Annotated in this window: 11 protein-coding genes; all 11 read left to right on the forward strand. The window is 65.5% G+C overall.

What is annotated here, in order from left to right; genetic code table 11:
• Nucleotides 1–123 precede the first annotated feature (123 nt).
• The 11 genes from ACT3TS_RS05610 (at nt 124) to ACT3TS_RS05660 (ending at nt 11,703) form a co-directional block, all read left to right on the forward strand.
• The gene (locus ACT3TS_RS05610; protein WP_444530513.1) at nt 124–1,221 is read left to right on the forward strand and encodes an S-(hydroxymethyl)mycothiol dehydrogenase; all 1,098 of its coding nucleotides are present in this window, start codon (nt 124–126) and stop codon (nt 1,219–1,221) included.
• Nucleotides 1,218–1,838: an MBL fold metallo-hydrolase gene (locus ACT3TS_RS05615; RefSeq protein WP_444530514.1), complete on the forward strand. Its 621-nt coding sequence runs from the start codon at nt 1,218–1,220 to the stop codon at nt 1,836–1,838. Before ACT3TS_RS05610 ends, ACT3TS_RS05615 begins: the two co-directional genes overlap by 4 nt.
• Nucleotides 1,839–2,149: 311 nt before the next feature.
• Nucleotides 2,150–3,055: a TetR family transcriptional regulator C-terminal domain-containing protein gene (locus ACT3TS_RS05620; RefSeq protein ID WP_444530515.1), complete on the forward strand. Its 906-nt coding sequence runs from the start codon at nt 2,150–2,152 to the stop codon at nt 3,053–3,055.
• Entirely contained in the window at nt 3,052–3,939 is an 888-nt protein-coding gene (locus ACT3TS_RS05625; RefSeq protein WP_444530516.1) for a 3-keto-5-aminohexanoate cleavage protein, read from the forward strand. Before ACT3TS_RS05620 ends, ACT3TS_RS05625 begins: the two co-directional genes overlap by 4 nt.
• Nucleotides 3,940–3,941: 2 nt before the next feature.
• Nucleotides 3,942–4,898 carry a 3-hydroxyacyl-CoA dehydrogenase NAD-binding domain-containing protein gene (locus ACT3TS_RS05630; RefSeq protein WP_444530517.1) on the forward strand — a complete coding sequence of 319 codons (957 nt, stop codon included), beginning with the start codon at nt 3,942–3,944 and terminating at the stop codon, nt 4,896–4,898.
• Nucleotides 4,899–4,957: 59 nt separating this feature from the next.
• Nucleotides 4,958–5,335, forward strand: coding sequence for a thioesterase family protein (locus ACT3TS_RS05635; RefSeq protein WP_444530518.1), 378 nt, complete (start codon nt 4,958–4,960; stop codon nt 5,333–5,335).
• Nucleotides 5,336–5,362: 27 nt separating this feature from the next.
• Nucleotides 5,363–6,961, forward strand: coding sequence for an ABC transporter substrate-binding protein (locus tag ACT3TS_RS05640; RefSeq protein WP_444530519.1), 1,599 nt, complete (start codon nt 5,363–5,365; stop codon nt 6,959–6,961).
• A gap of 8 nt (nt 6,962–6,969) precedes the next feature.
• On the forward strand, nt 6,970–7,917 hold the full coding sequence (locus tag ACT3TS_RS05645) for an ABC transporter permease (protein WP_444530605.1): 948 nt from the start codon (nt 6,970–6,972) through the stop codon (nt 7,915–7,917).
• Nucleotides 7,914–8,801, forward strand: a complete 888-nt coding sequence (locus tag ACT3TS_RS05650; RefSeq protein ID WP_444530520.1) for an ABC transporter permease — start codon at nt 7,914–7,916, stop codon at nt 8,799–8,801. Before ACT3TS_RS05645 ends, ACT3TS_RS05650 begins: the two co-directional genes overlap by 4 nt.
• The gene (locus tag ACT3TS_RS05655; protein ID WP_444530521.1) at nt 8,798–10,522 is read left to right on the forward strand and encodes an ABC transporter ATP-binding protein; all 1,725 of its coding nucleotides are present in this window, start codon (nt 8,798–8,800) and stop codon (nt 10,520–10,522) included. The genes ACT3TS_RS05650 and ACT3TS_RS05655 overlap by 4 nt, the downstream gene beginning before the upstream one ends.
• 8 nt (nt 10,523–10,530) lie before the next feature.
• Nucleotides 10,531–11,703 carry a serine hydrolase domain-containing protein gene (locus ACT3TS_RS05660; protein ID WP_444530522.1) on the forward strand — a complete coding sequence of 391 codons (1,173 nt, stop codon included), beginning with the start codon at nt 10,531–10,533 and terminating at the stop codon, nt 11,701–11,703.
• Nucleotide 11,704: the final 1 nt, after the last annotated feature.

Genomic DNA, 11,704 nt, shown 5'->3' on the forward strand with positions numbered 1-11,704 from the left:
CCCCGGGCCGGGCCCCTGGCGGGACTGGCCCGGCCGCTTCGGTCCCCGCCAGTGAAGCCGTGTAGCCTGTCAGCACCCCCATTTGTTGTTCCCGAGAGGGACGAGGCTGCTAAGGAGCTTTCCATGGTTCAAAAGGTTCACCGGGTCAAGGGCGCAGTGGTGCTGCGCAAGGACGCCCCCGTCACATTGGAAACCATCCTGGTGCCGGATCCCGGCCCCGGGGAGGCCCTGGTTGACATCCTTTCCAGCGGCGTTTGCCACACCGACCTGCACTACAAGCAGGGCGGGATCAGCGACGACTTCCCGTTCCTGCTGGGCCACGAGGCCACCGGCGTCGTCAGCGCCGTCGGCGAGGGCGTCACCAACGTGGCGCCCGGCGACCGCGTAATTCTGAACTGGCGCGCCGTGTGCGGCACCTGCCGCGCGTGCGCCAAGGGCCAGGCCCAGTACTGTTTCAACACGGCCAACGCCACCTCAAAGATGACGCTGGAAGACGGCACCGTCCTCTCCCCCGCGTTGGGCATTGGCGCCTTCATTGAGAAGACCCTGGTCGCCGCCGGCCAGTGCACCAAGGTCGACGCCGATGTGGACCCTGCCGCTGTGGGCCTCCTGGGTTGCGGCGTCATGGCCGGCATTGGCGCGGCCATCAACACCGGCGGTGTCAAGCGCGGGGACACCGTGGCCGTGATCGGCTGTGGCGGCGTTGGTGCGGCAGCCATCGCAGGCGCCGTCCTGGCAGGCGCAACCACCGTCATCGCCGTGGACCGCGACCCGAAGAAGCTGGCCGCGGCCGTGGCCCTCGGGGCAACCCACACGGTTGACGCCACCGCCGAGGATGCGGTTGTTGCCATCCAGAACCACACCGGAGGGTTCGGTGCCGATGTGGTGATTGACGCCGTCGGACGTCCCGAAACGTACAAGCAGGCGTTCTACGCCCGCGACCTGGCCGGCACCGTGGTCCTGGTCGGCGTGCCCACACCGGAGATGGTGCTGGAGCTGCCGCTGCTTGACGTGTTTGGCCGCGGCGGCTCGCTGAAGTCCTCCTGGTACGGGGACTGCCTGCCATCGCGCGACTTCCCGATGCTCGTTGAGCTGTACAAGCAGGGCAAGCTGGACCTGGACGCCTTTGTCAGCGAACGCATCACGATCAACGACATCGAGGCCGCGTTCGCCAAGATGGGCGAGGGCTCAGTGCTGCGATCGGTGGTGGAGTTCGCATGAGCGCTCGCATTGAACGCCTGGTCACCTCGGGCACGTTCTCCCTTGACGGGGGCACCTGGGACGTTGACAACAATGTCTGGATCGTGGGCGACGACGAGCAGTGCATCGTCATCGACGCACCGCACGACTCCGCCGCGATCATTGCCGCTGTTGCCGGACGCAAGGTCGTGGCGCTGCTGCTCACGCACGCCCATGACGACCACATCAAGGCCGCCCGCGAGGTTGCCTGCGCGACGGGCGCGCTGATCCACCTTAATCCGGCGGACAGGATGCTCTGGGATGCCGTGTACCCGGAGACCGGACCCGATGTTGACGTGCACGACGGCGACACGTTCAGTGTTGGCGGCACCGTCCTGACCGCGCTGCACACCCCCGGGCACTCCCCCGGGTCCACGTGCTACTACGCGCCTGGCCTGGGCACCGTTTTCACCGGGGACACGCTGTTCAACGGCGGGCCCGGGGCCACGGGGCGCTCCTACAGCGACTTCCCCACCATTGTGAAGTCGATTTCCGAGCGGCTCATGACACTGCCGGCGGAGACCGTTGTCAACACCGGCCACGGCGACTCCACCACGGTTGCCGCCGAGGCGCCGGGGATTGCAACAGCCGGGGCCTGAGCCGAGGGGTCCGTGCGGGCCTGCCGGAAGCATCGGCGAACCGCGCTGCAGTGAAATAAAACTGCATGGAAAGTGAAATGGCGGCCGGGAACGTTCCCGGCCGCCATTTCTGCATCCCCAGCGTGGCGCAGCCGCCCATGTGCCACAACCAACCACCAGAATTCACTCCTTTGGGCTCTGCCGCCGTGGACCGCGGAGCACTGGCGGACGGTATCACAGGTCACTAAAGTTCAAGTAAAACTATCGCAACAATTGACTGGCTGCCGGTCAACTGCTTGCTAAAATCGCAAACTCCTCACTAACGTTGCAGCATGCCCACTAACCAAGATGCCGCGTCCGGACTGACGGAGCGTGCCCGCCAGGCCATTCGCAGTTCGGGCCTGGCCCAGCGTGAAGTGTCGCGCCTGATAGGTGTTGACGAGCCCAAACTTTCCAAATCCCTCAAGGGAATCCGCCGGCTGCTGCCGCACGAGGTAGTCCGTCTGGCCACCGTGACCGGGGTAACCGCGAACTGGCTGATCACGGGGTCCGACACCGGTGCCGGCCCCGCGGTCGTCCCTCCGGACCGGGTGCTCCCCGCGAAGCATCGAGGGGAAGACAACAACCAGGCACAGCGGCGCAGGACCATCGTCGAAAAGGCCTGGTGGCTGTTTGCCGAACGTGGCTACGCTACCGTCCGCATCTCAGACATCGCCGCGGAAGTCGGCGTCAGCACTGCAGCCGTGCACTACTATTTCCCCACCAAGCAGGCCGTCTTTGCCGAGACGCTGCACTACTCGGTGAAGCTCGCCTTTGACCGCCAGGCTGTCGAGCTGCAGCAAACCATGGACCCGGCAACACATCTCAAGCGACTGGTGGAACTGCAGCTGCCGGCCGGCCTGGAAGGACGGGCCGAATGGTCAATTTGGCTGCAGACCTGGTCCCGACTGGCTGTCAATGACGAAGAACTGGCCTCCCACACCGCAGGCTATGACCGATGGGCGTCCACCATCTTGGAGATCATCCAGGCAGGGCAGGCTGCCGGGGACTTCACCGCCGTCGACCCTGTGGTCGTCACGGACGAACTCACAGCCCTGATTGACGGCCTGGGCATCAAAGTCCTCACCGGCTTCCTGACAGCCGAACAAATGCAGGCCCGGGTCAATGGCTTCATCGACCGCACCATCATCAGCCGCGCAGCAGCTGCACCAGCCACAACTCAAGGAGTCCATCCATGAACCGCAAAGTTATCGTCACCTGCGCCCTGACCGGGGCCGGAGACACGGCCGGCCGAAGCGAGCACGTCCCCGTCACCCCGGATGAGATTGCCGCGGACGCCATTGCGGCTGCCCGCGCCGGCGCCTCGGTGGTCCACATCCACGTCCGCGACCCTAAAACCAAGCAGGGTTCGCGTGAGGTGGGGCTGTACCGCGAGGTCGTCCGCCAAGTCCGGGAGTCCGACGTCGACCCCGTCATCAACCTCACGGCAGGCATGGGCGGGGACCTGTTCATCGACCCGGCCAACCCGACCGAGCACCTGCCCGGCACCGACCTGGTCAGCGGCCTGGAACGCCTGGCCCACGTTGAGGAGCTGCGCCCGGAAATCTGCACCATCGACTGCGGTTCACTGAACTTCGGCGAAGGCAGCCAGCTGTACGTCAGCACCCCCGACATGCTTCGCGAGGGCGCCGCCCGCATCAAGGAACTCGGTGTGAAGCCGGAAATGGAGATCTTTGACACCGGCAATCTGTGGTTCGCCAATGTCATGGTCGAGGAAGGCCTCATCGCGCCGCCACCGCTGTACCAGCTGTGCATGGGCATCCCCTATGGCGCCCCCGTCGACCCCGGCCTGCTCCAGGCGATGGTCAATTTACTGCCCGACGGCGCCCAGTGGACGTCCTTCGCAATCGGCCGCAACCAGCTGCCGTTGGTGGCCCAATCGGTGCTGCTTGGCGGCCACGTCCGGGTCGGCCTGGAAGACAATCTCTACCTTTCCAAGGGTGTCAAGGCGACTAACGCCCAGCTGACCGAGCGCGCCATTGACATTGTCCACAACCTTGGCGCCTCCGTGGCGACCCCCGACGAGGCCCGCGAAATCCTCAAGCTCGAAAGAAAGGGCTGAGCATGACCACTTACCCGAACATGCACGACGTCGACACGGTCGCCTGCGTGGGCATCGGCACCATTGGCGGGGGCTGGGCCGCGTACTTCCTCTCCCGCGGCTTCCGCGTGCAGGCCTGGGACCCGGCCCCCGACGCCGCGGCAAAGCTTGGCCGTCTCATTGCAGCGGCCTGGCCGGCGCTGACGGAACTGGGCCTGGCACCCAACGCCGACAAGGACAACTGGAGCGTCCACGCCGAACTGGCGGACGCCGTGGCCGGCGTCGGCTTCATCCAAGAGAGCGCCCCCGAGGTCCTGGACCTGAAGCTGGACCTGCTGGCGCGCATCGACGCGGCGGCTGCACCCGGGGTTGTGGTGGGTTCCTCCACCTCCGGCTACGGCATGTCAGAGCTGAACACGCGTGCTGCCAGCCCCGCCCGGCTCGTGGTGGGCCACCCGTTCAACCCGCCATACCTGATCCCGCTGGTGGAAGTTGCCGGCGGCGAAGGCACCGACCCGGCAGCCGTGGCGTGGGCGTCGCAATGGTACGACTTCATCGGCAAGTCGGTGATCACCATGGACCGCGAAGTTCCCGGCTTCATCGCCAACCGGCTGCAGGAGGCGCTCTGGCGCGAGGCCCTGCACATGGTCGACAACGGCGAGGCGACGGTCGAGCAAATCGACCTGGCCATCACCGACGGCCCCGGCCTGCGCTGGCCGCTCCAGGGCCCCATGCTGACCTTCCACCTGGCGGGCGGGCAGGGCGGGATGGCCCACATGCTTGACCACTTCGGCCCCTCGCTGAAATCCCCGTGGACCCGATTGGAAGCCCCGGAGCTCACCGAGAAACTGCGCCAGGATGTCATTGACGGTTGCGATGAAGAAGCCGCCGGCCGCAGCATTGACGAGCTCATCTCCGCGCGTGACGCCGGCATCATCGCCATCCGACGCGCCCTGGCACAACTGCAGGGCGGCAACTGATGGTCCTGGCCCCGTACACCTGCACGGTCCTGCCGGAATGGATTGATTACAACGGGCACATGTCCGAAGCGTTTTACGTGCTGGCATTCGGCTTCGCCACGACCTCCGCCATGGACCAGCTCGGGATGGACGCCGGCTACCGCGAATCCACCGGACAATCCCTGTACACCGTGGAAGCGCACGTACGCTACCTCCGCGAGGTGGGGGACGGCGTCGAGCTCTCAATCACCACCGTAATCGCCTCTTCCGCTGCCAAAAAACTCCACCTGGCCCACGAAATGCACTCCGGCGGCCAGCTCGTTGCCACCGAGGAAATCATGGGCCTGCATGTGCACCGGGACGGCGGCACCGTGCCGTTCCCTGCCGCCGTGCTCGGCGCCATCGGCAGCTTTTCTGCCGACATTCCGGATTGGAGCGGCCGATCCATTTCCGTTTGACACTCCCCTCAACGAAACGAGATTGTCTTGATTTCCCCTGAACCATACAAGCACCGGCCTTATCCGGCCGGACCGGCACTGTCACGCCGCACAATTCTGGGCGGCGTGGTGCTCGGGCTTGGCGGCCTGCTGAGTGCCTGCGGCTCCGGTGAATCCTCGACCATTCCCACGCCCAGCGGCCCCCCGGTCAAGGGCGGGAGCCTCCGCGTCGGGCTGGCCGGCGGCGGCGCGTCCGACACGTTGGACGCCCACTCCCCCGTCAACAACCCCGACATTGCCCGGGTGATGAACCTCTACGAGGCGCTGCTGTACCGCGACGCGGATTTCGCGCTGCGGCCGTTGCTTGCCCTGAGCGCAACCGCTGACGACGCCGCCCTGGTTTGGACGGTGAAGCTGCGTCCCGGTGTCCGTTTTCACGACGGCCGTACAATGACAGCCAAGGACGTCGTTGCCAGTTTCGCCCGCGTCATGGACCCCACGGACCCCAAGAGCGGAGCCGCCGCCCTGGCCATTCTCGACGACGTCGTGGCCATGAACGACCTTGAGGTGGAATTCCGGCTCAACACCCCAACCGCAACCTTCGACGACTCACTGGGCCAATACGCCCTGGGCATCGTCCCGGCGGACTACGACCCGGCGCACCCCGTCGGCACCGGCCCGTTCAAGGCCAAGAGCTTCGACGCCGGCCGGCAAAGCGTCTTCACACGCAACGACTACTATTGGCGTGAGAACGAGCCGCACCTGGATGAGCTCGTCATCCTGAACTTCAGCGACGACGACGCCCTCATCAACGCGCTGCTCTCCACCCAGGTTGACGCCATCGGGCAGATTCCGCTGGCATTGCTGGAAGTCATCGGTGCCGACCCGCGCATCGACATCCTCAATTCGACCACCGGGGCCTGGCTGCCGTTCACCATGCGCGTGGACCAGGAGCCTTTTAACGACGTCCGCGTCCGCCAGGCGTTCAGGCTGGCCGTCGACCGTCCGCAGATGATCGAACAGGTGCTCAGCGGCAACGGCACCGTTGGCAACGACCTCTTCGCTCCGTTTGACCCCGGCTATGCCAAGGGCCTGCCGCAACGTACACAGGACATTCCGCAGGCCAAGAAGCTGCTGGCGGAGGCAGGCTACCCCGATGGAATCGACATCGAACTGGTGACGGCACCCATCCAGTCCGGTGCCGTGGAAGCTGCCCAGGTCTTTGCCCAGCAAGCTGCCGCGGCCGGCATTCGGGTCAAGATCCGCCGTGTGGACACCACCACATTCTTCGGAGACGACTACCTGTCCTGGACCTTTTCCCAGGACTTCTGGTACACCCGCAACTTCCTGCCACAGGTCAGCAGTTCCATGACGAGTACTTCCCCATTCAACGAAACACACATGGATGATCCCGAATTTCTGGCCTTGGCCGAGCAAGCCGCAACGGAGCTCGACGAAGCCACGCGCAACTCCCTGATCACCCAGGCCCAGGAAATCCTTTACGACCGCGGCGGCTACATCATCTGGGGCTTCCCAAACCAGGCGGACGCGTACCAGCGTTACGTGGCGGGCCTGACCCCCAACAAGACCGGGATGTCGCTCTCGGGCTATGAATTCCGCCGAGTCTGGATTGGGGTCTCCAAGTGATAGCAAAAATGATTGTCCGCAGGCTGCTGGTCAGTGTCGTCATCCTCTTCGCAGTCTCCCTGCTCGTCTTTGTGGCCACGCTGCTGCTGCCAGGGGACCCTGCCCAGGCGATCCTGGGACAGCAGGCCACCCCCGCCCGTTTGGAAGCCCTGCGCGAGCAGATGCACCTCAATGATCCGCTCTGGCAGCGCTACTTCACCTGGATTGGCGGTCTCCTCACCGGTGATCTCGGCTATTCGGCAGCCACCGGCGGTCCGGTCTCCGACCTGCTGGGCGAACGCATCCAGGCCTCCCTGGTGCTCATGGCCCTGGCCTCGGTGGTCGCCATTCCGGTGGGCATCATCGTCGGCACGTTTTCCGCGCTGAGGCGCGGCCGCGCGCTGGACCACACCGCCACCACCATCAGCCTGGTGTTGGCAGCCCTGCCGGAGTTCGTTGTCGGCATTGCCTTGATCGCATTGTTCTCCACGTCCGTGTTCAAGATCTTCCCCTCGGTGACCATGGCCCCGCCCGGCGAAGCAGTTTGGGACTATCCCATCCAGCTGGTCCTGCCGGTCCTGACACTGACATTGGTGGTCACCCCGTACATCGTGCGCATGATGCGTGCCACCATGCTGGAGGTCCTGGACTCGGGCTTCGTTGAAATGGCCCGCCTGAAGGGTGTGCCCGAGCGCGATGTCATCATCAAACACGCCATTCCCCACGCCTTGGCCCCCGTGGCCCAGGTGGTGGCGATCCAGTTGGCCTGGATGGCCGGTGGCGTGGTCGTCATTGAGTTCCTGTTCCGGTACCCCGGCATGGGCAGTGCACTGGTCGATGCCGTCACCAACCGCGATGTTCAGGTGGTTCAGGCATTGTCCATCATCATTGCCGCCGCCTACATTGTGGTGAACCTGCTGGCAGACATGGTGGGAATCCTCACCAATCCGAAACTACGCACGGAGGCAGCACGATGAGCATTGTCGAAGCCCCCTTGGAAACCCCCGAAGAACTCAAATCCCCGCCCCACCTGTTCGTCCGCATGATGCGCCAGCGCCAGGCCAAGGTGGGGATGGTCCTCACCGTCGTGGTCCTGGCCGTCGCACTGCTCGGACCGGTGCTCCTGCCCTGGATCACGGGGCTGACCAGCACCGAGTTCACCGGCCGGCCCTTCACCCCGGTTGGCCTCTTCGGCACCGACAACCTGGGCCGCGATGTGTGGTCCCGCTTCCTGGACGGCGGGATGCGCCTGATCGTCTACTCCGCCCTCGCAACATTGCTGGGCATGGCCATCGGCGTGATCGTTGGCATGACAGCCGCCTACTCCGGCAGCCGGACAGACGGGCTGATCATGCGCGGCAACGACGTGCTGCTGGCACTGCCGCAGCTCGTCTTTGCCCTGCTGGCCATTACCGTGCTCGGCCCCCAAGGCTGGGTGCTGGTGGTCGTCATCGGCGTCACCCACGCCCCCCGCATTGCCCGGGTGACCCGCTCGGCCACCGCCGCGGTCATCACCGAGGACTACATCCGCGCCAGCGAAATGTATGCCGTGCCCAAGTGGAAGATCCTGCTCACGGAAGTGCTGCCAAACATCACCGGGCCCCTGATGGTCGAACTTGGCCTGCGCATGACGTACTCCATCGGCTTCGTCGCGTCGCTGTCCTTCCTGGGACTGGGCATGCAGCCTCCGACGGCGGACTGGGGCCTGATGATCAATGAGAACCGGATTGCCCTGGTCGTCCAGCCGTGGGGGGTCATCCTCCCGGTCCTGGCCATTGCCGTACTGACCGTCGGCACCAACCTCCTGACCGACTCGCTGGCGCGGGCGTCGGCCAACCTGAACGTGGGGAACCAAGCATGAGCACCACCGTGATTGAGAAGGAAAAGCTCGACACCGTCCTGCGAGCTTCCGAGCTGCGGGTTTCCACCCTGACAGGGACCGAGATCCTGCACGGCATCAGCTTCGCCCTCGAGCCGGGAAAAATCCTGGCCCTTGTCGGCGAATCCGGTTCCGGCAAGACCACGGCCGGGCTGGCCTGCATGGGCCATTTCCGCCAGGGGCTCCAGCTGACCGGCGGTTCGGTGGAATTGGAAGGGGCAGGCGCCGGGAACATCCTGGAGCTGCCCGAAAAGCAGTTGCGCACCCTGCGTGGCCGGCGAATCTCCTATGTGCCCCAGGACCCGGCGCTGTCGCTGAACCCGGCCATGCGCATTGGCGAGCAAATCCTGGAAACGTTGCGGGTGCACGACTTCGGCAGCTCCGGCGCCGAATGCCGGGAACGTGTTGCCGAAGTCCTGACCGAGGTCGGACTCGCCAATGACACCGCCTATCAGCGCCGCTACCCGCACCAGCTCTCCGGCGGCCAACAGCAGCGCGTTGGCATCGCCATGGCGTTCGCCTGCCGTCCGTCAGTCATTGTGTTGGACGAACCGACCACCGGCCTTGACGTCACCACCCAGGCAGTTGTCCTGGACACCATCGGCCAGCTGGCCCAACGCCACCAGACGGCGGGGCTGTACATCACCCATGACCTGGCCGTGGTGGCCACGGTGGCCCACGATGTGGCCGTCATGCTCGAGGGTGACATCGTCGAGCACGGACCGGCACGACAGGTGCTGTTCTCCCCCGCCCACCGTTACACGCGCAAACTGCTCCGGGCAGTTCCTGACCTGGCCGGGCGGCGCCGCGTCGGAGACGTTGAGGCCATCACAGGGGAACAAGCCATTGTGGTGCCCGGGCCGCTGGGCACCCCTGACACCACCGCCGCGACGCCCCGCAAGGACGACGCCAAACTGCTGCCCGAGACTGCGGCGGCACAGGCCGAAGCGGCTGTGCCGTTGCTGCAGGTGCGGGACATCGCCTTGGCCTATGGTGACAACAAGGTCCTTGACGGCATCAATTTCAACCTGATGGAAGGCGAGTCCATGATGCTGTTGGGCGAGTCGGGCTCAGGCAAGACCACGTTGTCCCGCTGTGTGGCCGGGCTGAACGACAGGTACTCAGGCAGCGTCGATCTCTTTGGCACCGAACTGGCCAAGGGGACAAACCAACGTTCGGCCAAGGACCGGGGCCGCATCCAGTATGTATTTCAGAGCCCATTTTCCTCGCTGAACCCGCGGCGCACCATTGCCGATTCAGTGGCCGTTCCGCTGCAGATGTCAGGTGTCGGCGACCGCAAGAAACGCCGTGCCATGGTGCTCGAGGCGTTGGACCAGGTGCGTCTTGGCCGGAGCTACATGGACCGCCGCCCCGGGGACCTCAGCGGCGGTGAGCGGCAGCGCGCCGCCATCGCCCGGGCCCTGGTCAACGCCCCGTCGCTGCTGGTGTGTGACGAAATCACCAGCGCCCTTGATGTTTCCGTGCAGGCCTCCATCCTGGACCTGTTGCGCACCTTGCAGTTGGAAACGGGGATGTCGATGCTGTTCGTCACGCACAACATCGCCCTGGCCCGGCACATCTCCCAGCGACTGGCAGTACTGCAAAAGGGCAAGATCGTTGACCTGGGCACCACCGAGGAGGTCCTGGACAATCCGCAGCACAGCTACACCCAGGAACTGCTCGCCAACGTCCCCACCTTCTAAGGATGAACTTGAGCACAACACCTGTCACCGCTGCCTTCAACGACGGCCTGCTCGACGCCGGATTCAGGCACCTCCACGAGGTGTTTGAGACCCATCTGGGCCGGGCACAGGGTGGCATGGCCTTCTGCGTCTACCGCGAGGGGGCCCCGCTGGCCCGCTTCTACGGCGGCCGGACAGTGCGCGAGGGCGGCACCCCTGCGGAAGGTGCGGCCCCGCCGTCGGACTGGTCTGCCGACACCATGGCCGTACTGTTTTCAGGCACCAAGGGAGTGGTGGCCACGGTGGGCGCCGTCCTGGCCGACCGCGGACTGCTGGACCCGGCCGCGACTGTCGCCTCGTATTGGCCGGAGTTTGCCGCGGCCGGGAAGGAAAGTGTCACGGTGGCCCAGCTCCTGAGCCACACGGTGGGGCTGGTGTATGTCGATCCTGAACCGGGCGAGGAGCTCCGATACGACAACCGGGCCCAGGCCGCCGTCCTGGCAGCACAAGCGCCGCTGTGGAACCCTGGGAGCAAGGTTGCCTACCATGCGCTGACCTATGGTTTCCTGGCCGGCGAACTGTTCTTCCGGGTGACCGGCAAGGGCATCGGGACGCTGGTGCGGGAGTTCGTGGCAGAGCCGCTGGGCCTGGAGATCCACCTTGGCCTGCCGCCGGAACTCGACGGCCGGCTGGCCACCATCTTCCGTTCGGAAAGCTACGCCATCAGCACGTTTCTGCAGGACCCGGAGAGGCGCAAGATCGTGGACCGCATGTACGGCCAGAGCCTCACCGGGGCCGGGGACCCGTTCAACTCGGTGCGGATGCGCCGGGCAGAAATGGCGTCCGGCGGCGGCATCGCCACGGCCGACGCCATGGCCTCCCTATATTCGCAGCTTGCCGCGCCCAAGCCTGTCTTGGCCTCTGCTGCCGCCCTGGCAGCGGCAACCACGACCTGGGCTGAGGGGGTGGACGCCGTCAACGACCGTCCGCTGCGCTTTGGCCTCGGCTACGAACTGGCCGACCCGTTGGGCAGCTACGGCCCGGTGGCCCCGGCCTTCGGCCACTCCGGAGCCGGCGGCGGGCTCCACGGCGCCTGGCCAGGAAAGAACGTTGGCTTTTCCTTCCTGACCAATGAGATGCTCCCAGAGAACCAGGACCGTCGCGCCAAGGACCTGCTGGCCGCACTCGCCAGAACCGTATAGC

This window comes from Specibacter sp. AOP5-B1-6, assembly GCF_052376555.1.
Lineage (GTDB): Bacteria > Actinomycetota > Actinomycetes > Actinomycetales > Micrococcaceae > Specibacter.